Origin of the sequence: Actinomadura sp. 7K534 (genome assembly GCF_004348575.1) — a bacterium.
Classification (GTDB): domain Bacteria; phylum Actinomycetota; class Actinomycetes; order Streptosporangiales; family Streptosporangiaceae; genus Spirillospora; species Spirillospora livida.
On sequence record NZ_SMKB01000046.1, the window covers coordinates 15,709 to 39,560 of the forward strand.

Sequence of the window (23,852 nt, forward strand, 5' to 3'; positions counted from 1 at the left end):
GCCTACCGGCCGCGACGCGGATGCGGTACCTGCGGCGGTGAGCGAAGCTCCGGTGGGACGTCCTCGGCGGAGTTCGAAGGCGGGAGAACCTCACCGATCGTTCTGGGGAAGTCCTCATTCGCAGGGCGCACCTGGGCGTTCTTCTCGTCTACCAGCTTGACCACTGCGCGCCGGTCCTGCGACGGCTTATCGCCTTCGTCCACGGCGTGGATGGGGGCGAGTGCGCTTGTCGCTCGTCGGAAGCTGTCACCGAGGTCGGCCGCCTGCTCGGTCACCTGGCCGAGCGCGTTGTGCGCCGCCGTCACGGCGGGCACGGGGTCGTCGCCGCGGTCATGCCCGAGCCTGCCGGCGTCGAGTTCGCGCGTCAGAAACGCGTCGATCTGCTCGGCCGTCTGGGCCAGGCGGAAGGCGGTTTGGGCCAGGTTCCCCAGGACCGTGTAGGCGGCGGCCGGCTCGGACAGCCCCGGCGGTCCTTGCGTCAGATGGTGGAGGGTCCGGACATGCTCATGCAGTTGACCGGCGACCCGCTCGATGTCCTCGTCGGTACGGCGTTCGGGATCGTTCACGTCGGGTGCTCTCCAGCGTCGGAAGGAATCGGATCAAGACGGCACTCCCTTTCTGTAGACGGCACTGTCGGCGAAGCCGGAACTTCCCAGCTCCGCGACCTCATCCTGTCAACTACAAGCAACCATCGCGAGATTCATCAACGGCGTGTCACGATCTTGCCTCTTTGCGTAAGCGGTCGGCTGAGCAACTCGGCTCGTTGTCTCTGCAGGACATAAGGGGCCAAACTGGATTAGACGGCCCTCGTGCGCGCGGTCAAGGAGTTCCTCGGCCGCGTCGGGCCACTCAACGCCGAATCGGACGCGGAGTCCACCACTCTGCTCGTGGTTGTGGCCGTGAGAAGCAGGACGATTGTTCACTGGTTTGAGTGACGATCGTGGGCGCGTCGAGGGTGATGATGTCGATGAAACTCGGCAGCGGTGTGGTGGGGATGAGTGAAGGGCCGGGCTGCGGTGCGGCTTGGAGGGCAGGTTCGCCATTGCGCGACTTCACACCGCACGGCTCGCACGCGGTCCGTCCAGTCCCCACGAGACGGCCTGGTCGGGGTGGTCTTGATGATCTCCCGGGACATGCCGGGGCGGCTCCTGGTCGCTCAGCGCCACCGCCGTGCCCCGGATCTCTATGCCCCGGGGCCCGCGGATCGACCGTCACCAGGCCCTCCAAGACGAACGCCGCCGTGCTGCCCCGCTTGATGTTCTGGGACTTCTTCGACCGGCCCAGCACGCCCCCGCCGAGGACGAGCGTGCCGGTGCCAGCGTCGACGAAGAAGCAGGTCGGGTTGTTCTGCACCTGCACGTCGGACGAAGTCAGCCGCCCGATGGGGTGGGGTGGCCAGGTAGTCGATCTCCGCCTAGGCGGAGATCATGGCCGCGGTCCGTCGGTTCGTTCTGCGGCGGCGGTTGCATCAGTGACCGAAAACTCGGCCGTCGGTCCTGCCGGAGCGGGCGTCGAACTGTCCTGTGAGGAGGTGTCCTCAATTGCCGGTGTCGCGATCGGTTGTGCCGGGGTCGGCGGGTCGGTCGTAGGTGAGGAACGCGGCGCCGCTAGCGAGCACGGTGTGGTCAGTCAGTTCCCAGTTGCGGGGATCGAAGGCGGCTGTGCGGGAGAAAAGCGGGATGCCGGTGCCGATGGTCAGCGGGCCCACCTTGAGGATGAGCCGGTCGATCTCGCCATAGAGGGCGCCGGCGAGTTCGCCGCCGCCGACCAGCCAGATGTCCTTGCCGTCCTGACGCTTGAGCTCCCGGACCTTCTCTGCGGGGTCGGTGGCGACGAGTTCGACCGCGGGGTCGGGGCTCTCGGCGAGGGTCCGGGAGAAGACCAGGTGCCGCAGGTGGGGGTAGGCGTCGGTGATCCCGGCCTTCAACCCGATCTCGTAACTGCGGCGCCCTTCCAGGACGGTGTCGAAGCAGGTGCCCTCGGCGGTGACCGATAGCGCCGCCCGCGCCGGTCCTGGGAGGGTCTCGGGGTAGTTGGCCACGAGGTGCTGAATGTAGTCGGCGGGGATGGGCCAGAAGCCGTCCGGACCGGTGGGGTCGGCGCCGTCCGGACCGGCGATGAAGCCGTCGAGGGTGGTGGCGATGTAGTAGACGAGCTTTCGCACGGAGACGCCCTTCCGATCACTGCAACCGTAGTACTGTATTTGAAGTGGTCTGAACTTTAGTACTGCACTTGCAGTGGTGTCAATCGTCCTTCGTGGAGGCCTCCATGCGGCAGAACCCGACCCGTCGCACCGTGCTCCTCGACGCCGCCATCGACGTCCTGGCCCGGGAGGGCTCGCGCGGTCTGACGCTGCGCGCGATCGACAAGCAGGCGGGCGTGCCCACCGGCACCGCCTCCAACTACTTCGCCAACCGGGACGAACTGCTCGCCCAGGTGATGCGCCGCACCCGCGAGCGCCTCACCCCCGATCCCCAGGCGCTCACCGAGACCATGAAGCAGGCGCCGTCGCATGAACTGGTCGCCGAGCTGATGCGCCAGTTACTGACCCGAATGCGCGACGACCGCGCCGGCAACCTCGCCATGCTGGAACTGCGCCTGGAGGCCACCCGCCGCGCCGACCTGAACGCCGAACTCAGCGGGTTCCTCACCGAAGAGCACCAGGAGGTCATCGACTACCACATGAACGCAGACCTGCCCGGCGACCGCACCGGCGTCGCCCTGCTCTATTTCGCCATGTCCGGGCTGATCGTGGACGACCTCACCGCCCCCGCCCTCCTGGAGCCCTACTCCACCGACGACCTCATCGAGCAGATGGTGAACCGCCTCCTCCCCTGACCCTGCCGACCCAACACCTCGCTCCGCGCCCCCAAGAGCAGCGCCGACGAGCACAGGGCCGCTGAGACCGGGGTCGGCCGAGGTGGGATGAACGACCCCGACACGGCTGGCACAAATCCAGGCATGCGCGCTGAGGAGTTCCTGGAGTTGGCGCTCAACCTGCCGGAGGTCACCGAGGGGGAAGCGTTCTCGGACTTGACCGGCTTCCGGGTCCACGACAAGGGCTTCTGTTACCTCAACGAGGATGAGGACGTCGTACTGCTCAAGGCCACCCAGAAGGAACAGCCCGCCCTCATCGCCCAGGACCCGGCCACCTACTCCCCGTCCTGGGCCAGCGGACGCTTCGCTTGGGTAGAGGTCAAACCGGCCACCGTCGATCCAGAGGAAGTGGCCGAACTGGTCACCGAGGCTTGGCGGCTGTCCGCTCCCAAGCGTCTCGCCGAGGCACTCCGCAGCTGACTCGCCTTCCCAATCACGTATGGGTCAGGGCCCTTCGCAACAGCCCTGCGTGTGGCGAACGGTGCTGCGGGTGTGGAGCGGAGAATGAGCAGGGAACACGCTACGGCGACGACGGTGAGTGCGGCCGCAGCGAGGACGGTGGTCTCTGCGCCGATGCCCTTGACCAGGGGCCCGGCGGTCAGGACGGTGACCGGCATCAGGACGTAGCTGGCGATGATGTTCCAGCTGTTCACGCGCACCAGGACGTCGGGGGCGATGGTGTTCTGCAGCGCAGTCGTCCAGAGGACGTAGTAGAGCGCCGCACCGACGCCTGGGATGAGCGTCGCCGCCGCCAGGACCGCCCAAGGCGCTTGGACGCTCATGAGGAACATGGGGATTGCTCCGGCGGCAGGGAGTGCGGCGGCGACCAGGATGGGGCGAGCGGGTTTCCAGCGGCTGCCGATGAAGGCGCCGGCCAGCGCGCCGACGTACTCGCAGGCGGTGACGATCCCCCAGGCTCGCGCGCCGCCATGGCCGTCATTCATGTAGATGGGACCGGCGATGTCGGTGTAGCAGATCATGGCGACGATCACCGCCGTGTACTGCAGCGTCATGATCCAGACCCAGCGGTGCGAGGTGAACTCGCGCCATCCCGCTCGTAGTTCCCGCAGGAAGTTGGGGTTGTCGCTTCGCCAGCTCGGTGTCCGCAGGCGGCAAAGGACGAGCGCGCCGACGGCGCAGAGGACGCCTCGGGTCGAGGCGGCCCAGCCGGGGCCGACCGTGCTGACGACCATCCCTGAGGAGGACAGGCCGATCAGCAGCCCGATCGAGTCGGTTTGCTTGATGAGTGCGTTTCCTGCGCGCCGTCCGTTCTCCGCGAGAAGGTCGGCGACGATGCCGCGGATCGTCGGCAGGAACAGCGCCGTGCCTATTCCTGACAGCGTTGCCAGGGCGCATAGCAGCGGCAGCGTGGCCTTTTCCGTCCAGAAGCAGACGGCGAACGCCAGCCAGGCGAGGCTGGTGGCGAGTTCGGCGATGATCAGCACGCGGTGGCGCTGGAACCGGTCCCCGGCGACGCCGGTGACGATGATGAGCAGGGCGGGGACCGAGTTGCAGGCCAGAACGATCGCGAGTCCGCCAGCGCCATACCCGAGTTGCATCACGCCCCAGGCCAGGGCGAGCTGCCCGAAGCCAGCACCCGCGCTGGACACCAGCCGAGCGATGAACAAGGGAGCGATCTCGGGATCTTTGAGAGGGCTCAGCGGTGACAGGAATTTGAACACCGTCGAAAGCTAGTGTCCGACCTCCTGGGAGTTGCGCGGGCTTTCGTGTCTCTTTCCGGAACTTGGCCGAAGCTCTTGCTTCATGTGCTGGCTGCGAGTAGATGGCCGCGAAGGAATTGTGCGATTTCCTCGTAGGCGCGGAGTTCGTTCTTTCGGTTGGTGAACCCGTGTCCTTCGTCTTCGAAGACTTCGTAGCGGACGTCCACACCCCGGTCGCGTAGACGAGTGACGAGTTGGTCGGACTCGGCCCGCGGAACTCTGGGGTCGCGCGCACCTTGCAGGACGAACAGCGGCGCGGTGATGGCGTCGGCGTAGGTGATCGGGGAGCGTTGGGTGAGGTAGTCGGCGTCGGTGTCCGGGTCGCCGAGGACGACGGAGACGAAGTGTTTCCAGGTGGGCGGGCAGGAGCGCGCCAGGGTCACCAGGTTCGTCGGGCCGCACAGGGAAACGCCGGCCGCCCACGGGTAAGGGAGACGGGCCAGGCAGGACAGCGCGGCGAACCCGCCGTACGAGCCACCCATGACGGCGATGCGGTCGCCGTCCAGGTCGGGAGCGGACCGCAGGTAGCGGGTGGCGTGGTCGAGATCGTCCAGGTCGTAGCCGCCCCAGTTGCGGTAGATGAGTTTCTGGTGCGTGGCCCCGTAACCGGTCGACCCGGCGATGTTGGGCGCGAAGATGGCGATGCCTCGGTCAAGGAGGTGCTGGTAGAGCCCGGAACGCGAATAGGTGGGACGTTCTTGCGCCTCGGGTCCGCCGTGGATCGACAGCAGCACCGGGTGCGGGCCGGGTGTGTGCGGCCGGTAGAGCAGTGCGTGGACGCTGCGTCCGGCGGATGCCGGATAGACGACCGGTTCGGGCTCGACGGGGTTGATCACGTGCAGCGCGGGTGGGCGGGCGTCGGTCAAGTAGCGGAAGCCGCTCGTGGTGTCGAGGACGGCGATCTCGGTGGGCCGTGTGGCCGTGTCGAGGAGCAGGACGATCGGGTCGGCGCCAGGTGTGAGCGCCAATGCGTTGATGACGCCTGGCGGGATGTCGGGAAGCGGTTGGACGGCGTCGCCTTGGCGCGTGTGGAGGGTGGAGCGTCCGTCCACGTTGACCGACCAGACGAGTGTGTCCTCGGCCGCCTCGATGCCTTCGACGTCCCATTGATGGCGCGAGACCGGTTCGAGGGTGCCGTCGTCCAGGCGGTAGCGCGCGAGGGCGATGAACTCGCCCCACAGGTTGGTGCGCAGGTAGAAGCCGGAGGAGTCGGGCATCCAGGGGCCCGGCTCGAAGAGGCCGTTTCCGTGTGCCGCGGTGACGCATTGCGGTTCGGCGGTGGTGTCGCGCAGGTCGATCAGATAGGCCGCGACGTGCATGTTGGAGCGGAACCCGGCTGTCAGCAGCCATCGGCCGTCCGGGGAGATGCCCGCTGGTTCGAACACCACGCCGGGCGGCGGGACGAAGCGCCGCTCGGAGTCGTCGGTCAGATCCCGGACAAGGATGTCCTGGACGGTCGCATCGCGGTCGTTGGCGGCGTAGGTCAGGTAGCGTCCGCCTGTATCGAAGGGCGAGGTCGCCAAGATCCGCTGACAGTCGGGGCCCGTGCTGATCTCGGTGGGCTCCTGGGCCTCCAGGCCGATCCGGTACAGGCGGTACTGCTCGTCGCCCTCGCGATCGGCGGTGAAGACCAGGCTCTTGCCGTCCGGTGCCCACGCGACCTGCCGGACGGCCTGATTCGCAAGCTCGGTCAGCCGTCGCGGTTCGCCGCCCGCGACGGGGACGACCCACAAGTCGAATCGTCCGCCGGCGGCGTTGCTTGAGTACGCCACCGTGGCCGCGTCCGGGGACAGTGCGAGGGTGGGCTGGAAACCTTGCCGGGGAACAAAGTCCCGGTACTCGGGCATACACGCCTCTCTGGGGGTTCGGGGATCAGGGGATCCAGCCGCGGCGCACGGCGGCGGCCCCGGCGGCGAAGTGGTGATGGCTGAAGCCGAGCTTGTCTCTGATGGTGGCCGAGTGCCGGCGCACCGTGGAAAGGCTCACTCCGGCCCGCTTGGCGATGCTCGACTCGGGCAGCCCCTCGACGAGCATGCTCAGGATCTGGCGCTGCAAAGGAGTCAACGGGCTCTCGGGACTCGACGCACCGAAGGGAATCGCACGCTCCCACAGCAACTCGAAGTACTCGCGCAGCGCCGCGACGATGACCGACGAGCGCAGCAGCAGGGCCCCCGACATCCCGGTCGGGGTCAGCGGCAGCATGGCGATCGCCTCGTCCGCCAGCTTCATCTTCATGCCGATCTTCGGCAGCAGCCGCGCCTCTTCACCGGCCTCGACGGCGATCTCGATCGTCTTGGCCCCGACGGGATGCTCGGCGCAACTCGTCTCGTACAGAGCGCGGCATCTGACATGGCCCTCGAAGGACGGCGGGGGCGGGACGGCCGTCAGTTCGTCCATCGGACGCTCGACGTACCCGTTGTCCATCGTCATCCAGTCGTGCCGCGCGGCCGTGATCAGAGCCCGCGACACGTTCCCGATCTCGTCCCGATCGGTGATGATGCGCACGAGCCGGTCACTCGATTCGTCCATCGCCGGACTCGCCCAAGGGTGCGTCTCCGCCAGCCGCCGCTGCCCGGCCAGCAGCCGTTCCTGATCGGCCACCAGGCGGCGCGTGAGGTCGGCGAGTGTGCCCTGCAAGGCCAGGTCCGGCGGGACGGGAGTCAGCCGCGGCGGCAGCGCCGGACCGGACGACTGGACATGTGCCATCCCCGCATCGATCAGCGCCTCAACCTGCTCGACGCCACCCAGAAGATCCGCCGCGTCGTCCTGGAGACACCCTCCATGGGCCAGCAACTGGGTATACGCGAGCAGCAACTCGTCAGGAACGATGTCCTTCAGCAGCCGCTTGGCCGCTTGCTCGGCACCAACGACCATTCCACCACCTCCAGCCACAGAGAGTAGCGATGTGAGCTGGAACAGTTACATGACCTGCCGGTGAGTGTTCCACGTCAATGAGCAGAAGTGATCAACGTCCACAGGCCTGGCCGCGAGCTGCTGAACCAGCGCCTCTTCGGCCTCCTGGACGTCCCATCGACGGCCATCCAAGGTTGATCACTTCTGCCCAGCGCGGGTTTCGCTCATCCTCCTGACGGGTCGTCCCCCGGTTCTATCGGGCTCGCAAGCGACACCGATCGACCAGGAGTCACGATGACGAGCACCTCAGCGCGGACCTGCAAGGCATGCGACCGCCTGACCACCCGCAGCACCACTCAAACCCGCCGCCCACGCATCACCCTCCCGATGAGCAAGGACAGCCGCTGCACCTTCAGACCCGCCCTGCGAACGATCCGGACCCGGCTGCGCGACCTCTTCACCCCCGGCCCCCTCGGCGAACCGTCGCCCCAGCGAATGTGCACCGATGGCCGCGCTGGAGGCGCGAAGAGGGAGCTACTCGCCCAATCCTTCCGGCACCCTCACGGCACGGGCTTCATCGGCCCCGGCGCCAACCCTCTCCTTCGCACCATGCTCACCGAAGCACTCACAAGCGAGGCCGGAGTCGCGCAGGTCATCACAACCAGGGCAGACCTGGACCGTCTCCTCTCACCCCTTTCGGCTGAGACCGTCATCGAGAGCCGCACGCCGCGCCTGCACGTCACGGAGAGCCTGGAAGACGCCATCGAGCATCTCGAACGTGAGGCCGATATGACCACGCTGGTCGACGCTACGACCGAGGTGTCCACCGATGCCCTAGCAGTCGTCTGGTTCGCCACTCCAGGATCGGACGCCGACGTCGTCCACGAGACTGTCCAGCGCTGGCCGGCTGGCAGCCTCATCGCGCTCATGGCCGGCCTCTGGCCCTACGGCCCCACCCACGTGATCGAAGAGACCGGCCCTCGCCCGCTGCCCAGCCAGCCGATCCTCTTGCTCTCAGCAGAGCAAGCAGCCAGCAGGTTGTCAGACAACTCCTCGTAGCGAGCGACACGGCGCCAAAGCATCGGTATCGGCCGGGCGTGCCCGGCCGATACCGATGCGCGACGGTGTAGGCACGCCTGAGGAACCCGCTGGAGGTACTGCCATGAAAGCATCGTCAAATGACTTAAGTCAGATGGGTGATGTACGGTAGCGATGCTCCCGAAAGCTGGTGAGGAAGAACCGATGGTATCGCAGAGCGAGCAACTGACCGCCGCCGAGATCTCTCGGCTGGCTGGCGTGACGCGGGCGACCGTGAGCAACTGGCGTCGGCGCCACCCCGACTTTCCGCAGCCCAGCGGGGGTACGGAGGCCAGCCCGAGCTACGACCGGCGGCAGGTCGAGACGTGGCTCGACGCGCGGGGCCGCCTCCCCGCGCGCTCGGCCAAGGACGACCTGCGGGCGCTCCTGCACGGCGGCACGCCCCAAGCTGTCGAAGCGGTGGCTCTGTACACGGCGCACCTGGCCGGGCTGGACACCGACAAGCGCGCCCAGGCCGCAACGCTGGACGACGACGAACTGGTCGCGATGCACGCGGAAGCGCTCTTGGCGACCGATGCAGGCCAAGCGGGCGTTTCCGCAACGCTCCTGCGATCGGCGGCGAAGGTGGCTCGCGAGGAAGGCCCGCTCGCCGTCTTCGACGTGCTCGACGATCAGACCGAAGCGCCGGTCGGCATCCGCGGGACGCATCCAACGCCAGAGGCGCTCGCCGACCTGATGGCCGGGCTGGTGACGTCCGGAGGTCCGCGCGTGCGCAACGTTCTGGACCCGGCCTGCGGGGGCGGGCGTCTCCTCGCCGCGGTCGCGGCCACCCTCATGCCCGGCGCGAGTGTGCACGGTCAGGAGTACCGTCCTGTCACTGCGGCTCAGGCGAAGACCCGGCTGGCCGAGATTGCGCCGAAGGCTTCCGTGGACGTCAGGACTGGGGACAGCCTGCGCGATGACGCCTTCCCCGACCTGCTTGTGGACGCCGTGGTGTGCAACCCGCCCTACGGGGACCGCGACTGGGGGTACGACACGCTCGCGCTCGACACGCGCTGGGCCTATGGCGTGCCACCGCGCTCGGAGCCGGAGCTCGCCTGGGTCCAGCACGCACTGGCCCATCTGGCCGAGGGCGGTCACACGGTGCTGCTGCTCCCGCCGGCGACCGCGTCACGACCGTCCGGCCGCCGGATCCGAGCCGAACTGCTGCGGCAGGGGGCGCTGTGCGGGATCATCGCGCTCCCGCCGGGCCTCGCCGTGCCGCACCACATCGGGCTTCACCTGTGGATACTGCGGCGCCCCGAAGCCGCACGCCCCGGCCGTGACCTGGTTCTGCTGATGGACGCCTCCGAGGAGACCACCGCCGCGGACGAGTCGTCCGGCCAAGGCAAGCCATCGGACACGGGCAGGCTCCACAAGGCAGTCCTCAGCACGTGGGAGGCGTTCACCGCGCCGACCGAGTTCACCGAGATCCCCGGGACCGCCCGCGCAGTGCCGACGATCGACCTCATGGACGATCTCGTCGACCTTTCACCGGCACGTCACGTCCGCACCGCACCCGTGATCCCCCCGGACGCCGCCCTACGCGACGTCCTCAAGCTCGCCGAGCGCCTCAAAGCGAACGTGGCCGCGCTGACCGAGGCGACCGAGATCGGGCCGCTGGCCTCCGCCGGTGAGGCGAGCCGCACCTGGCGCAGCGCCACGATCGCCGACCTCGCCCGCGGCGGCGCGCTCGCCGTCCATCGCGGGGTGCGGGCCTCCGCCACCGACACCCCGCCCACCGATCTGGCGGATCGTCCCGTGCTCCGGGCCCGGGACCTGATCGGCGGGACGCGGGCGGGCGGCGACGCACGCGAGACGCGGCTGGCCGACCCGTTCGTCATCGAGGCGGGAGACGTCCTGGTAACCCAGATCGTCGGCCCGCAGGGCGTCGCGACCCGCGTGGCGGGCGACGGCGAGGCAGGATGTCTGCTCGGCAACGGCGTGTTCCTGCTCCGTGCCGATCCCGACCGGCTCGACCCGTGGTTCCTCGCCGGTTTCGTCAGTGCACCCGACAACATCAGCCAGGCGACGACCGGCACTTCCACGCACCAGCTCGTGGCGTCCCGGCTGCGCGTCCCCTTGCTCCCGCTGGACGAGCAGACCGCTTACGGCCAGGCGTTCCGGCAGGTTCACGACCTCAGGACCAGCGCGCAGAACGCGGCGACGTGCGCCGACGAGATGGCCGACCTCATAGCCGCCACCCTCAGCGGCGGAGCGCTGCTTCCCCCTGGGGTCGAGTTGCCATGAGGACCAGCGCCACGCGACTCCGGTGGACCAGACTTGAAAGCCCTTGCCCCGTGCCCCGCAACATCAGGAAGGGAACCCCTTGAACCTGAGCAAGCACACCGAACTGGTGAACCACGCCTGGTCGGTCGCAGACCTTCTGCGCGGCGACTTCAAGCAGTCGGAGTACGGCAAGGTCATCCTGCCGTTCACGGTGCTGCGCAGACTGGAGACGGTTCTGGAGCCGACCCGGGCGGCCGTCCAGGAGACGGTCGAGCGGTTCAAGGGCAAGGACATGGACACCGACCGGTTCCTGCGCCGCGCGTCGGGCCAGTCGTTCTACAACACCACCGGCTACACCCTGGAGAAGATCGCCGGCGACCCGGAGCACGCGGGGACGAACCTCGCCAAGTACATCGCGGGCTTCTCCCCGAACGCGCGGGAGGTGCTGGAGAAGTACGAGTTCGCCCAGCAGATCAAGCGGCTGGACGGCGCGAACCTGCTCTACAAGGTCGTCGGACGCTTCGCCGACCTGGACGTCCGCCCCGAGGTGGTGTCCAACCACCAGATGGGCTACTTCTTCGAGGACCTCATCCGGCGCTTCTCCGAGCTGTCCAACGAGACGGCCGGTGAGCACTTCACGCCGCGCGAGGTCATCAAGCTCATGGTCAACCTGCTGGTGGCGCCGGACGCCGACGCGCTCAGCGTCCCCGGCGTCGTCCGCAAGGTGCTCGACCCGGCCTGCGGCACCGGCGGGATGCTCAGCACGACCCAGGAGTACATCACCTCCCTCAACCCGGACGCGACCGTCGATGTCTACGGGCAGGAACTCAACCCCGAGTCGTGGGCCATCTGCCGGTCCGACCTGATGATCAAGGGCCAGGAACCGGACAACATCGCGTTCGGCAACTCCTTCAGCGACGACGGCCACCGCACCGCCAAGTTCGACTACCTGCTGGCCAACCCGCCGTTCGGCGTCGAGTGGAAGAAGGTCAAGGAGGAGGTCGAGCACGAGCACGAGACGCTCGGCGAGTCCGGACGCTTCGGGGCCGGGCTCCCGCGCATCAACGACGGCTCGTTCCTGTTCCTCCAGCACATGATCTCGAAGATGAAGCCGCGGGAGGCCGGCGGCAGCCGCGTCGCGATCGTCTTTAACGGTTCCCCGCTGTTCACCGGCGCCGCCGAGTCCGGAGAGTCCCGCATCCGCCAGTGGATCATCGAGAACGATTGGCTGGAGGCGATCGTCGCCCTGCCCGACCAGCTGTTCTACAACACCGGCATCTCGACGTACTTCTGGATCGTCACCAGCCGCAAGCAGGCCGACCACGAGGGCAAGGTCATCCTGCTGGACGCCCGGGACTACTGGCAGAAGATGCGCAAGTCCCTCGGCGACAAGCGCAAGGAGATCGGCGACGGCCAGGACGGTCGCCCCGACCACATCGCCGAGATCACCCAGCTCTACGGCGAAGCCCTGGAGGTCGCGGACGACCCCGAACACCCGCTGCACGGCAAGGTGAAGGTCTTCCGCAACCAGGACTTCGGCTACCACCGCATCACCGTCGAACGCCCCCTCAAGCTGCGCTTCGAGCTGACAGACGAGACCCTCGCGGCCCTTAAGGCGGCCAAGCCGGTTCAGAAGTTCGACCACGCGGACAAGCTCATCGACGCGGTGCGCCCGCTCCTCGGCACCACCTGGCCGACCAAGGCGGAGATGCTGAACGCCCTCATGGGCGCCGTCGTGGACGCCGGCCTCCAGTGGCCGCCCGGCGCGCCGTTCGCCAAGGCCGTCCGCGACGCCATCGGCGTCCGCGACTCCGAAGGCGAGATCCAGTACGTCCGCAAGGGCGTCATCGAACCCGACACCGACCTACGCGACTACGAGAACGTCCCGCTGGACGAGGACGTCGAGGACTACCTCAAGCGCGAAGTCCTTCCACACGTCCCCGACGCCTGGATCGACCACACCAAAACCAAAACCGGCTACGAGATCCCCTTCACCCGCCACTTCTACGTCTACAAACCCCCGCGGCCCCTTGCGGAGATCGACGCAGAGTTGAAGGCCCTGGAAGCCGAAATCCAGACCCTCCTCAACGAGGTGACCGAATGACTGACGTGCTTGGCGCCGCGCTCCCCGAAGACTGGTCAGTCGACAGGCTCAAGAAAGTGGTTACCTACCTCAGCCGCGGTACCGCACCAGAGTACGTTGATGACGGACCAATACGAGCAATCAGTCAGGCTGCGAATCAGTACGGGTATCTGGACTGGTCACGCACTCGATTCCATAGCTATAAAGGCCCCGCCTCTGAACTCAAGGGATATCTAGAGGCCAATGATATTCTCGTCAACTCTACAGGGAAGGGAACTCTCGGTCGCGTCGGTTTCTTCGATGGCGCACCCGACAACATCCCATGCATGGCGGATAGTCATGTCACCATCGTTCGCACCGATAACCGAGTTGCAAACTCCCGTTTCACGTACTACTGGCTAAACTCTCAGACGTTTCAAGATTATATACACTCAGCTCTCATCGTTGGCGCAACAAATCAGATAGAACTCAATCGGGAAAGACTATCCAACGCCCCTCTCCCAATTCCTTCGATCGAGGAGCAGCGGCGCATCGCCGACTTCCTCGACACAGAGACCGCCCGTATCGACCGGTTCGCATCCACAAACGAACGCCTTCTTGAGCGGCTCGCCGAGCGCCGGGCCACGGCGGTCATCGACGAAGTATCAGGAGGGAGCGAAATCCAGAAGCGTCGATCTACGTTGGCGTGGCTTGAAGAGGTCCCGCAGTCATGGGATGAGGTACGCGTCGGATTGCTTGCTCGCATGGGAAGCGGCCACACGCCAAGCCGCTCAAGGCGAGAGTGGTGGCAGGAATGCACAATCCCATGGATCACCACTGGCGAGGTTCAGCAAGTTCGGGACGACAGAGCCGAAGTTATAGTCGAGACCAGGGAAAAGATTAGCGAGATCGGCCTACAGAATTCTGCGGCCGAATTGCACCCCAAGGGCACCGTTGTACTCTGCCGCACCGCTTCAGCGGGATACTCGGCAGTCATGGGACATGACATGGCCACGAGTCAAGACTTCGTGACCTGGACGTGTGGACCAAGGCTGGAGCCGTTCTACCTGCTGTGGTGTCTGCGTGCGATGCGCCAAGATCTCCTGGGCCGCTTGGCGATGGGATCAACGCATAAAACAATCTATGTCCCTGACCTGCAGGCGCTACGCATTCCACTACCCCCTACACGGAAAGAACAGGTCGATATCGTGCGACGCATTCGCAAGAACAACGAACGTGTCGACCGACTAATGGACAGGGTTAGACAGCAAAGCATCTTGCTAGCGGAGCGGCGGCGGGCGTTGATTACGGCGGCGGTTACGGGGCAGTTCGATGTGTCCACGGCATCCGACCGTGGGGTTGCGGGCTAGAGGCGCCCCTTATAGCGGCGAAAGGTGGCCTGGAACGGCCATTGTGCGTGAACTCCGGTCATCGGAACGCTGCCTTTGCGGCTTAATGATGGCTGTTGCTGGAACAACGTGGTGGATATGAGGAGGTCGAGGCGCGGATGGCTTCGAAGCAGGATGGTGGTCCCCGCATTCCCACGCAGGTACAGCATGTACGGCAGGCGCTACTCCGGGATTACAAGGGGCTGATCTACGAGGAGGATCTGAAGGGATACCGGGGGAACGCCTGGGAACAGCGGTTCCTCTCTCGTGCCCTGGCGGCTTCGGCGGTGCGCCGGGTGGCCGGGTGCGACTATGAAACCGCGGGTCGTGCCGTTACCGACGGCGAGAACGATCAGGGCATTGATGCCGTCGCGGTGGACGACGCCTCAAGTCATGTCTGGCTCGTCCAAGCGAAGTGGAGCGACGCGGGCCGGGCAAAGATGGACCTCGGGGAAGTCCTGAAGTTCATCGAGGGCCTGCGGCTCATCGAACGGCGTGAGTTCGAAGGACCGTTCAACGACAGGTTCGCTCCTTTCAAGATGCGGCTGGATGCCGCGATGAGCGATCCCCGCCTCCAGATCACGCTGGTCGTCGCGGTGATGGGGTTGGCTACGCCGTCGCAGGCGGTCCAAGACGTCCTTGAGCGCACTCGCGCCGAGTTCAACACTCACGGACCGATGCTCAACTACCTCGTCATCGGCGACGCCGAGTTTCATCAGCAGCTGCGCGAGGACCTGTCGCCTTCCCCGGTCAACGTCGAGGCCACGATGTCGGGCTGGCTCAGGCGCGGCACTCCTTTCGAGGCTTGGCATGGAACCGTCGCAGCCCGCGACATCGCCCGATGGTTCAGCGACCATGGCGACGTCCTGTTCGAGCAGAACGTCCGGGACTCGCTGGGGTTGACCAGCATCAACAGTGGCATCAAGAAGACCCTGCTCACCGAGCCGGAGAACTTTTGGTACTTCAACAACGGCATCACCGTGCTGTGCGACAGTATCGAGCCTTACTGGCTGGGGCGGCGCCGTCCCGACGAGCCAGTCACGTTAAGGATGAACGGCGTCAGCGTGGTCAACGGCGCGCAGACCGTCTTCGCCATCCACGAGGCGATGCAGGAGAACGCGGAGCGGGTCGACGAAGCGGACGTAACCGTCCGTGCCATCTCCCTGGGCCAGGACCGTCCGGCCTACGCGAAGCAAATCACGGAGACCACGAATACGCAGAACGCCGTCTCGCAGCGTGACTTCATCGCCTTGGACGACACGCAGGCGCGGATTCGCGGGGATTTCTTGCTGTCGCTGAACAAGGTTTATGTCATCAAGCGAGGACGGGGAGAGCTGCCCGACACGGAGATCTCCGTCGACCACGCGGCGATCGCCCTCGCCTGCGCCCACCGGTCGCCGGAGCTGGCCGTCCGGGCCGAGCAGGGGATCGACAATCTTTGGGAGCGCGGACCGAGCGGCGCCTACCAGCGACTGTTCGGCGAGGAGCCGACAGCCTACCGAATCTGGCGTCTCGTCCAGGGAAGACAGGTCGTCCGCAACACGCTGGAGTCGCTGCGCGAACGGCTCCACGGACGGGCCAAGGACATGACGAGGCGCGGCGAGCTGTTCATCACCCATCTGGTGTTCCAGCTTCTGGACCTCGAAGAGATCGACGAGGTTGACTTCGACGAGCGGGCCGTGCTCGCGGAGATCCCTGACCTAACTGAGACCGTGGTTCCGTGGCTCGTCTATCACGTCGACGCCAGATACGGAAAGAACTCTTTTCTCACCGCGACTTTCGCGGACGAGACCAGGTGCAAGGACCTTGCGAAGGCGGTGCTGGACGACATCCGGAAGGGCCAGGATGTTCCAGAACTGCCGGCCGACTATGTTCCGCCGAAGCAAAAATCACGCAAACAGCGTCGGCCTAACGCGGTTCCAACGCTGGTCAACGCGCGGGCCATCGATGACGGGACCCCGCTGGTCTACCGTCCGGGAAGCAGCGGTGAGGTCCTGGCGGTGGAGGGATGGCTTGCCGAGGACCCACGGCGCAAGACGGCCACCTGGATGAACGAGCGCAGGAAGTGCCTGCTGTGGGCATATGACGGTGAGACGTACTCTCCGACCGGCCTTGTCATACACATATGGGAGCTCGCTGGTTACGAGAGCTCTCCCAGCGCCGTGCAGGGGCCGAGGCGGTGGTGGCTGAACGACAAGTCGCTCTGGGACCTGGCTCTGGAGATCTTCGATCGCAACGAAGCGGAGTAGGCGATGAGTCCGGTGCATGACGAGAGGGCGTTCGGGGACGCGATCGTCGCGGCGATGCTCAAGGGTGGCTGGCTGGAAGGCGATCCGCGTGACTACCGGCCGGAACTCGGGTTGGACACGCGGCAGCTCTTCACCTTCATTGGAAACACACAGGGCGACGAGTGGGAACGGCTCGTCATGCTTTACGGGAACAGCACCGAGGCCGCGCAGGTCGGTTTCGCTAAGCGGCTCGACAAGGCGATTGCCGAGGACGGGATGCTCACCGTCCTGCGCAAGGGTGTGAAGGATCGGGGTGTCCTGATCCGGGTCGCGTACTTCAAGCCGAACCTTGTGCTGGACGACTCCGTCCTGGACGAGTACCGGGCCAACCGGCTGACGGTCGTACGCGAGCTGGAGTACGCGACCAAGCAGGCCGACAAGGGCAACCGGCTCGACCTGGCGCTGTTCGTCAACGGGATCCCGGTCGCGACGGCCGAGCTGAAGAACCCGCTGACCGGGCAGGGCGTCGAGCAGGCCAAGGCGCAGTACCGCAGCGACCGCGATCCGAGCGAGCTGATCTTCCGGCAGCGGGTGGTGGCAAACTTCTGCGTCGATCCCGATCTCGTGTTCGTCGCAACGCAGTTGCGGGGCCAGAAGACTCGGTTCTTGCCGTTCAACACCGGGTCCGAAGGGCCGGGCCAGCCTGGCGGCGCGGGCAATCCGGCGCCGGTCGAGCCGGGGACGTACGCGACCTCCTACCTGTGGACGCGGATCTGGGAGCCCGACACCTGGTTGGACATGCTCCAGCGGTTCGTCCACGAGCAAAAGACCAGGAGCGCCGGCGGCCGTACGAGCAAGACGCTGATCTTCCCGCGCTACCAGCAGTGGGACGTGGTGAAGAAGCTCACCGCGCACGCCGCCCGCTACGGGGCCGGTCACAACTATCTGGTGATGGCGTCTGCCGGTTCGGGCAAGTCGAACACCATTGCGTGGTTGGCGCACCGGTTGTCGTCGCTGCACACGTCCGTGGACGCGGCGGACCTGGCCCCGGAGGCGGTGGCGAACGGTGTCGAGCCGGGGACGCCGGTCTTCGACAAGATCATCGTCATCACCGACCGGCGGAACCTGGACGCCCAATTGCGGGAGACGATCGGCGCGTTCGAGCACACGGCCGGGCTCGTGGTGAAGATCGACGAGAAGATCGGCGCCAAGTCCGAGCAGCTCGCCAAGGCACTGTCGCAACAGTCCGGCAAGATCATCACCGTCACCCTGCAGACGTTCCCGGCACTGATCGACTTCCTGAAGCGCAACCCCACCGAGATCGCCGGGCACCGGTTCGCGATCGTCGTGGACGAGGCACACTCGTCCCAGTCCGGGGACGCGGCGACGGCGGTCAAGGCGGCCCTACGTGACCTGGGCCTGGACGCCGACGACGAGGATGAGGGCACCACGACGGTCGAGGCCAAGCTGGAGCGCAAGGCCGCGCAGCGCTCGCAGGCGTCCAACCTGTCCTACTTCGCGTTCACGGCCACGCCCAAGAGCAAGACGCTGGAGCTGTTCGGGACGCTGGACACCGTGGCCGGCAAGCCGACGTACCGGCCGTTCCACACCTACTCGATGCGGCAGGCGATCGAGGAGGGCTTCATCCTCGACCCGCTGCGCAACTACGTCACCTACGACACGTACTGGAAGCTCGTCAACAACAACCCCGACGAGCGCGAGGTCGACCCGTCCAAGGCGAACGCGCTGCTGGCCCGGTACGCGATCACGCATCCTTCGACCGTCGCGCAGCACGCGAAGATCATCGTGGAGCACTTCCGGGCGCACACTCAGGGACGGCTCGGCGGACGCGCCAAGGCGATGGTGGTGACCGCGTCCCGCAAGAGCGCCGTGCAGATGTCCCGCGCGATCAAGCAGCACATCGAGGACATGGGATACGGCATCGGTGTCCTGGTGGCGTTCTCCGGTTCCCTCACCTACGAGAAGGAAGAGGTCACCGAGTCCAAGGAGAACGGCGGCCTGCCCGAGAGCGGCCTGCCCAAGGCGTTCGCGTACACGCGGGCCGACGACCTGACCACGCAGACGGGCGGACGCGGAAAGCCCGAGTACCGGATCCTCGTCGTCGCCGAGAAGTACCAGACCGGCTTCGATCAACCTCTGCTGACGACGATGTACGTCAACAAGAAGCTGGCCGGTATCTCCGCCGTCCAGACGCTGTCCCGGCTCAACCGCACCGCCGACCGCAAGAGCCAGACAGACCTGGCAATCGTGGACTTCGTCAACGACGCCGAAGACATCCAGGACGCGTTCCGTCCGTACTACGAGGAGGCGATGACCCTCCCCTCGGACCCGAACCTCCTCTACACCGCGCAGAGCCGGGTCATGTCGGCGCACATCCTCGTCAACGCGGAAATGGACGAGTTCGCCCGCGCCTACCTCGAAGCCGAGGAGAAGGCCGGCGGCTCGACAGCACGATGGGAGAAGCTGCACGCCGAGCTGTACCGGCTGCTTCATCCGGCCGTCGGGCGCTTCACCGCGCTGATCGACAGCCAGGACGACGACGACCACGAGACCGCAGAGGACTTCCGCGCGAACCTCAACGACTACGTGCGCAAGTACGGGTTCCTCTCACAGATCGTCCCGTACCGCGACGCCGAGTTGGAGCGCCTCCACCTGTACGGGCGGCACCTGCTCAACCGGCTTCCCCGGCGCGCCGACGGCGGCGTCGACATCGGCGAGGTCGACCTCAGCCACATGCGGACGGAGAAGACCGGCGAGCACAACCTGAGCCTCGCCCCCGACGGCGCCACGGTGGTGAAGGGCTTCGGCGAGGGCGCCGGCGGCGCGCAGGAGCCGGAGAAGTCGCCACTGACAGAGCTGATCGAGAAGTTCAACGCCAAGTTCGGCACGGAGTTCACCGAAGAGGACATCATCCAGCCGTTCGAGGAGGCGATGGCCGACCCCAAGGTCAAACAGGCCGCGGTCGCCAACAACGACCAGGAGAACTTCGGGGTGGTCTTCGACAAGGTCTTCGAGGACAAGATGATGGACCACGTCGACACCATCGCCACCCTCGGTGAGAAGTACTTCGGCTCGGACCCGGAATTCAAGTCGTCCCTCAACAGCCGCGCCCGCCGTGCGGCATGGCAACTGCTGCGCGAACAGGCCGGCGTCGCCTGATCCTTCGCCCGTCCAGCCGTTCACCGAGCGAATCGGAGGGCGGCTGGACAGGCGATCACCGCTCTCGCGAGACTTGACCGCGGCGAATCAGGGCGAGTGCACGCGGAGCAGGAATGCCGGTCAGGACCATTGCCGACCGCTATGAACTGATCGAGGAGATCGGCTCCGGCGGCATGGGCACGATCTGGCGCGGCTACGACTCGGTCCTGGACCGCGAGGTCGCCGTCAAGGCCATCCGACCCGACATGCTGCTGTCCCCGGAGCACATCGCCGACCTGGCTGAACGATTCCGCCGCGAGGCGCGCGTCACCGCACGCATCCAGCACCACGGCGTCCCCCAGGTGTACGACGCGGTCCTGGACGCCGACTCCGCGGATCGCCTCTACCTGGTGATGCAGTACATCCAGGGCAGGAACCTGCGCTCCTACATCGACCCGGCCGACCCGTTGCCGATCGCCTGGGCCGCCGCGACCGGTGCGCAGATCGCCACCGTCCTGTCCCACGCGCACGCGATCCCGGTCGTCCACCGGGACCTGAAGCCCGACAACGTCCTGGTGACCGGCGACGGCACCGTCAAGGTCCTCGACTTCGGCATCGCCGCGATCCTCCGCCGCGACATCACCAAGATCACGGTCACGGGCGTCCCGCTGGGCACCAGCCCCTACATGTCCCCCGAGCAGGTCAACGCCGCCCAGGTGACCCCGCAGAGCGACCTGTACGGGCTGGGCTGCGTCCTGCACGAACTGCTGGCGGGGACGCCCGTCTTCAACGGCAGCAGCCAGTACGAACTCTGGAAGCAGCACATCACCGCCGCCCCCGAGCCGCTGCGCAGGCTGCGTCCGGACGTGCCACCGGAGCTTGAGGAACTGGTCCTGGCCTTGCTCGCCAAGAAGCCCGAACAACGACCGGCCGACGCCTACGCCGTCTACGAGCGTCTGCTCCCGTTCCTGCCGTCCCCCGGCTCGCCGGCGCTCCCCACGAGCCCGCGCCTCGGCGAGATGCCCGACCCCACACTGCTGTACCGGCAGCCGAACGCCCCGCGCCGCCGCACGTCCCGACAGCAGCCCCCCGTCCCGACGCCGCCGACCGTCCCGCACGCACCGACCACACCGCCACCCCAGCTCCGGAACGCCATCGACGAGGCCCTCAAGCACTCGACCGAGCTCCTCGGCTCCGGCCGGTACGCCCAAGCCGCCGACGTCGTTGAAGCGGTCATCGGCCCGGCCGCCAAGATGCTGGGCTCCGAGAGCCCGGACCTGCTCAAGCTCCGCTTCCACCGCGCGCTGATCCTCTACCTCGGCGGAGACTCGCGCACCGCACTCCCGGAGTTCGACGCCCTAGCCGACGCCTACGCCCGCACCGCCGGGCCGTCGAGCGACCGCGCGCTGAAATCCCGCCGCTACGCCGCCCTCTGCCGCGCCAACCTCGGACGGAACACCGTCGCGCTCGACCAGTTCCGGCAACTCCTCGACGACGTCGCCGCCATAGGCAGCCACGCCAGCGAACTCGCACTCGACATCCGGCACAGCATCGGCATGCTCCTGCTGGCCGCAGACGACAAGGCCGCCGCCGAAAACGCCTTCGAGGCCCTCTACCAGGACCACCTCGTCATCAACGGCCCCAGCGACGAACGCACCCGCGAGATCGCCGACATCCTCCAACGCATCCGTCTTCGCACATCGGATTAGGCCAGTGGATCGTCATCGACGGATGGTGACGATCTCCACTCGCGCGTTCATCGCACGCAACTGGTGCACGGACTGGAGCAGCGACACTTGCGCGAACGCGAAGAGTGAGTCGATGGTGATCGACTCCCCCTCCTTGAGGAGGATCGCGTAGACGAGCGTGAGGGCCCCCAACTCCTCCTGCACGGGGTGGCGAGGGTCATGGGCAGCCACGGCCTTCAAGAACTTGGCGCGAACCTCCTCGTCGTTCCGCAGAACCTCGACAGCGACGGTCCCCTGCGAGAAGAGATGGTTCAGCGGAGCCGTCTTGTCCTTGCTCTGCTTCACGTGGATCAACTGCCCCTGCGGGCCGAGCACGTCGCAGAGCTCCAGGCCGCCGCCCCTGAACTTCTTCGTAACGATCGTCTTCTTGTCGAAGAGGGCGTAGCCCTCCTGCTTAGCCACCTCACCGTTGTAGGTGGCTTCGGCATCCTTGCCCTTCAAATGCTCAGGCCACGGAGGCATGGTGACGCTCGCAGGACGGCTGAACAGCTCGGTGAGTTCCTCCTCGATGGACTGGAGATACTCCGCGCCAATCTCGTACCAGCTGCCCTGGTAGTAGAAGTAGCGCCCGGCTCCGATTGATACGTCGGCCGTGAGCCAGCGGTGACCCGAGATCCTGGCGCTCACGGCGTCCTCGCAGTCGGTGTCACTGAACATCTGAACGCGGACGTTCTTCAGCGCGCGGAGCCGGCGCCCAGCGGGGAGTCCGTGCACGAACGTAAGCAAGGTCTCCGTGTCCAGGTCCTGGACTGTCTCTGTCCTTACTCCTCTGGTGACCTGGAAGGTCTGTGCGCTAGCAAACCCGTCCAAGCACTCGCTGGGCACGCCGAGCGCCAACCGCGGGCCCGACGGGTCAGCGAGCAGCTCTTCCAGCTTCACTTCCAGACGCTGCACGATCTCACTCTTGCCCCTGAGCGATCGGATACGGTCGATGAAACCGAGCTCGGGCAGAGGGTCGGGCAGGGAACACACGTCCTCGATGGCCCGTAGATCCTGCACGAAATCGGCCATGGTGGTGGCCAGCGGAAGCTGGATCGAACTGTCCCTACACGCGACGCGCACGGCATGGCGTTTCTGGTCCTTCATGTAGGTGAAGGGCACCTTCGAGACCATTCCGTTGATCTTGGTGATGATTGCGCCGACCCGCTCGATGCCGAAGCTGTCGATGGGTTCCCCGCGTGTCGCCGCGTTCTCGTCACTGCGCCCGCGGGCGTCCATGATCTGGCGGCGAACGAGCAGGACTCCGTTCTCGTCCAGGCAACGGGTAGCGAACTCAAGGCCGAAGTCGGGGTCCAGGCGAAACGGGTCGATCATGTGATGTCCCACGCCGTAGCTCAGGGCGTAGACGGCTCGCTCCGTGCGCACGAGGAGCACTCCAGAAGCGGAACGGTTCTCCTCATTGACGGGAATCCCCGTCAGGCTCTCGAGGACACCGCACCAGTCGGCACGCCCACGAGCGATCGTGCCGCTGATCACCAGCCCCGTAAGACCTTCGCGCTCGAAGGGCACGATGCTGTACCCATCCCGCGACCGGTAACGGCCGAGGATCATGTCGCGCAGGTCCACGTCGAGTCCCTCAGGCGTCCTGAGCCTGTACAGGGAACTCTTCCGCGTCTCCGGATGCCGTACTGCGTTCGTCGGTGAAGACATGGGACACACCCCCGGGTGTCTGAACATCCAGCGCTGGGCTGCCCCTAGCAGCGTTGCCCTACTCCTACGACGGATAAAGGGCTCTTCGACGCATCGCGGGAGGAGCGGCTCAGCAGAAGGATGGATGTCATTGAAAGCTCCCTCAGAGTACGACGCCATGAAAGCATCGTCAAACCGCATTTACTGACGAGGATGTGTTGAGCAGCCTCCTAGACTCAGAGTCCTCCCGTTCTACTCCTGCGTGACAGTTTGGTGACTCAGCCGCTCCCGGCTGCGACTCTCGGCCGGCGAGTTGAGGACGGTCAGGACCTGTGGGTCGAAGTGCACGGGCGGAGTTCTCGTTCGTCGTGTCGCCAATCACGCTGCCGCTGGCCGCATGAAGTCCCGAACCCACATCCGAGGGGCTGCCGAACCGGCGCCTGAGGGCGATCATCGAGGAGTCCGACGTGCGTGCCCCCGTAGGTCACACATGAGGAACCAGCCGGGAACGGCGGTGTCGACCACGCCCGGCGGCCCCAGCGCGCGGCGGCACCGGTCAGATTCGGCCTTCGGCGCGGCGTGGTCACGAGGAGCAGCGGCGGCCGATCACGCCCCTGCCACATCTCGGACGGTTCGGACGTTCGTTGTCACCGCGTCCACCATGATCGCAGACGGTCCGCAGTGATAGATGAGTGATAAAAGATCTTGGCGGAGGGTCCGCGATGCGGCGATCAGCGCGTTGACCTGCAGAAACTGTGGAGCGGGCGACGGGAATCGAACCCGCGCTGTCAGCTTGGGAAGCTGAAGTTCTGCCATTGAACTACACCCGCGTGCGGGGCCGGTGGGGCCTCCGTGCTGGGGATACTGTACCGGATCGTGGG

The 23,852-nt window shown here is 66.3% G+C and carries 14 protein-coding genes and 1 tRNA gene; 8 read left to right on the forward strand and 7 right to left on the reverse strand.

The features are described from left to right. Positions 1 to 2 precede the first annotated feature (2 nt). Together E1266_RS12410 and E1266_RS12420 are read right to left on the reverse strand one after the other, a co-directional pair. Complete coding sequence (locus E1266_RS12410) at positions 3 to 566, reverse strand: hypothetical protein (RefSeq protein WP_132046491.1); 564 nt, start codon at positions 564 to 566, stop codon at positions 3 to 5. Positions 567 to 1,537: 971 nt separating this feature from the next. Beyond that, positions 1,538 to 2,164, reverse strand: a complete 627-nt coding sequence (locus E1266_RS12420) for a dihydrofolate reductase family protein (RefSeq protein ID WP_132046492.1) — start codon at positions 2,162 to 2,164, stop codon at positions 1,538 to 1,540. 104 nt (positions 2,165 to 2,268) lie between these two features. Between E1266_RS12420 and E1266_RS12425 the strand changes: the two genes are divergently transcribed. Then, complete coding sequence (locus E1266_RS12425) at positions 2,269 to 2,838, forward strand: TetR family transcriptional regulator (protein ID WP_132046493.1); 570 nt, start codon at positions 2,269 to 2,271, stop codon at positions 2,836 to 2,838. Between the two features lie 314 nt (positions 2,839 to 3,152). On the opposite strand, the gene E1266_RS38785 is transcribed toward E1266_RS12425, so the two are convergent. The 3 genes from E1266_RS38785 to E1266_RS12445 form a co-directional block, all read right to left on the reverse strand. Continuing rightward, on the reverse strand, positions 3,153 to 4,559 hold the full coding sequence (locus E1266_RS38785; protein WP_132046494.1) for an MFS transporter: 1,407 nt from the start codon (positions 4,557 to 4,559) through the stop codon (positions 3,153 to 3,155). Positions 4,560 to 4,639: 80 nt separating this feature from the next. Next, positions 4,640 to 6,445: a S9 family peptidase gene (locus E1266_RS12440; RefSeq protein WP_132046495.1), complete on the reverse strand. Its 1,806-nt coding sequence runs from the start codon at positions 6,443 to 6,445 to the stop codon at positions 4,640 to 4,642. 25 nt (positions 6,446 to 6,470) lie between these two features. Further along, a complete protein-coding gene (locus E1266_RS12445; RefSeq protein WP_132046496.1) occupies positions 6,471 to 7,472 on the reverse strand; it encodes a helix-turn-helix transcriptional regulator in 1,002 nt (333 codons plus the stop codon). A 366-nt stretch (positions 7,473 to 7,838) separates the two neighbouring features. On the opposite strand from E1266_RS12445, the gene E1266_RS12450 reads away from it, so the two are divergent. From E1266_RS12450 to E1266_RS12480, 7 genes are all read left to right on the forward strand, one after another. Next, entirely contained in the window at positions 7,839 to 8,510 is a 672-nt protein-coding gene (locus tag E1266_RS12450; RefSeq protein WP_132046497.1) for a hypothetical protein, read from the forward strand. A gap of 183 nt (positions 8,511 to 8,693) precedes the next feature. Then, positions 8,694 to 10,778, forward strand: coding sequence for an N-6 DNA methylase (locus E1266_RS12455; protein WP_207945599.1), 2,085 nt, complete (start codon positions 8,694 to 8,696; stop codon positions 10,776 to 10,778). 79 nt (positions 10,779 to 10,857) lie between these two features. After that, positions 10,858 to 12,861 carry a class I SAM-dependent DNA methyltransferase gene (locus E1266_RS12460; protein ID WP_132046498.1) on the forward strand — a complete coding sequence of 668 codons (2,004 nt, stop codon included), beginning with the start codon at positions 10,858 to 10,860 and terminating at the stop codon, positions 12,859 to 12,861. After that, a complete protein-coding gene (locus E1266_RS12465) occupies positions 12,858 to 14,189 on the forward strand; it encodes a restriction endonuclease subunit S (RefSeq protein ID WP_132046499.1) in 1,332 nt (443 codons plus the stop codon). Before E1266_RS12460 ends, E1266_RS12465 begins: the two co-directional genes overlap by 4 nt. Before the next feature lie 137 nt (positions 14,190 to 14,326). Continuing rightward, a complete protein-coding gene (locus tag E1266_RS12470) occupies positions 14,327 to 16,456 on the forward strand; it encodes an AIPR family protein (RefSeq protein ID WP_132046500.1) in 2,130 nt (709 codons plus the stop codon). Between the two features lie 3 nt (positions 16,457 to 16,459). Further along, positions 16,460 to 19,615, forward strand: a complete 3,156-nt coding sequence (locus E1266_RS12475) for a type I restriction endonuclease (protein ID WP_132046501.1) — start codon at positions 16,460 to 16,462, stop codon at positions 19,613 to 19,615. A gap of 113 nt (positions 19,616 to 19,728) precedes the next feature. Continuing rightward, complete coding sequence (locus tag E1266_RS12480) at positions 19,729 to 21,303, forward strand: serine/threonine-protein kinase (RefSeq protein WP_132046502.1); 1,575 nt, start codon at positions 19,729 to 19,731, stop codon at positions 21,301 to 21,303. A gap of 12 nt (positions 21,304 to 21,315) precedes the next feature. On the opposite strand, the gene E1266_RS12485 is transcribed toward E1266_RS12480, so the two are convergent. Both E1266_RS12485 and E1266_RS12490 read right to left on the reverse strand, forming a co-directional pair. Next, positions 21,316 to 22,908, reverse strand: a complete 1,593-nt coding sequence (locus E1266_RS12485; RefSeq protein WP_207945600.1) for a DUF6119 family protein — start codon at positions 22,906 to 22,908, stop codon at positions 21,316 to 21,318. An 819-nt stretch (positions 22,909 to 23,727) separates the two neighbouring features. After that, a tRNA-Gly gene (locus tag E1266_RS12490) sits at positions 23,728 to 23,801 on the reverse strand. Between the last annotated feature and the right edge of the window lie 51 nt (positions 23,802 to 23,852).

Bases quoted from the DNA above. Each gene is read 5' to 3' on its own strand.
- E1266_RS12425 (WP_132046493.1), top strand. From the start codon at position 2,269: ATGCGGCAGAACCCGACCCGTCGCACCGTGCTCCTCGACGCCGCCATC.
- E1266_RS12440 (WP_132046495.1), bottom strand. From the start codon at position 6,445: ATGCCCGAGTACCGGGACTTTGTTCCCCGGCAAGGTTTCCAGCCCACC.
- E1266_RS12445 (WP_132046496.1), bottom strand. From the start codon at position 7,472: ATGGTCGTTGGTGCCGAGCAAGCGGCCAAGCGGCTGCTGAAGGACATC.
- E1266_RS12450 (WP_132046497.1), top strand. From the start codon at position 7,839: ATGAGCAAGGACAGCCGCTGCACCTTCAGACCCGCCCTGCGAACGATC.
- E1266_RS12455 (WP_207945599.1), top strand. From the start codon at position 8,694: ATGGTATCGCAGAGCGAGCAACTGACCGCCGCCGAGATCTCTCGGCTG.
- E1266_RS12465 (WP_132046499.1), top strand. From the start codon at position 12,858: ATGACTGACGTGCTTGGCGCCGCGCTCCCCGAAGACTGGTCAGTCGAC.
- E1266_RS12470 (WP_132046500.1), top strand. From the start codon at position 14,327: ATGGCTTCGAAGCAGGATGGTGGTCCCCGCATTCCCACGCAGGTACAG.
- E1266_RS12475 (WP_132046501.1), top strand. From the start codon at position 16,460: ATGAGTCCGGTGCATGACGAGAGGGCGTTCGGGGACGCGATCGTCGCG.
- E1266_RS12480 (WP_132046502.1), top strand. From the start codon at position 19,729: ATGCCGGTCAGGACCATTGCCGACCGCTATGAACTGATCGAGGAGATC.